Annotated in this window: 1 protein-coding gene; it reads left to right on the top strand. The window is 30.0% G+C overall.

What is annotated here, in order from left to right:
* Positions 1-302: 302 nt before the first annotated feature.
* The coding region (locus B3J44_RS19585; protein WP_286970900.1) for an alpha/beta hydrolase at positions 303-951 on the top strand (649 nt) is incomplete at its 3' end.

Below are 951 nucleotides of genomic sequence, written 5' to 3'. Positions count from 1 at the left end.
AATGTAATCGATTGCACAAATATAGTTTTTAATCTGTATAATCCAAATAATATTGTATAAAAAAATATTTTAGCTTCTAAAATAAACATAATACATAAAAAAAAGAATACAAAATTACACATTAAACAATATATTTGTTAAAAGCTAATAGGTGAAATTCATCCTTTTTATGGGGTAAAATTGTCCCGAAACACATGTTTTGTAATTATATTTCTCCTTATTTTTATCTTTTAAATTCTAAATATTGAATTTCTATCATTAAACCAAATAACCAACTGTAAAACAATTAATTAAAAGTAAAATTGAAAACTATAAAAACACAATCGTTAAAAAGAATCGCTTCTGGCTTTCTTCTTTTTTCAGGACTATTTTCTATGAATGCACAAAATCAAGTGATTGCGCTTTGGAATAAAATTCCAGACGAAATAAAAGCTCCAGATTATAAAGAAAAGCCAGAACTAAAAGATGGAAAAATGCAAAGTACAAGTCAGGTTTCTGTTCCTACTTTAAGCATTTTTATTCCTAAAGAAACAAAACCAAATCAGACTGCAGTTGTAATTTGCCCAGGCGGAGGTTACACACATTTAGCGTTTGATAAAGAAGGAACAAAAGTCGCTGAATGGTTTAATAGTTTAGGAATAACTGCATTTGTTTTAAAATACAGAATCCCAACTGATTTAACCATGAAAAATAAAACCGTTGGACCATTGCAAGATGCACAGGAAGCTATTCGCTATGTAAGGCAAAATGCAGCAAAATGGAATATTGATCCAAACAAGGTTGGAATTTTAGGTTTTTCAGCTGGAGGGCATTTGGCTTCGACTGCATCGACTCATTATGACGATAAAGTTTATGAATCTGATTATAAGGTTAGTGCTCGTCCTGATTTTTCGTTGTTGATTTATCCAGTAATTTCAATGGAAAATGCAATTACCCACAAAGGATCTCAAA

It is taken from the genome of Flavobacterium sp. UBA4854, assembly GCF_002399805.1.
In the GTDB taxonomy this organism is placed as follows: domain Bacteria; phylum Bacteroidota; class Bacteroidia; order Flavobacteriales; family Flavobacteriaceae; genus Flavobacterium; species Flavobacterium ginsengisoli.
This window is presented reverse-complemented; position numbering and strand designations above follow the sequence as displayed.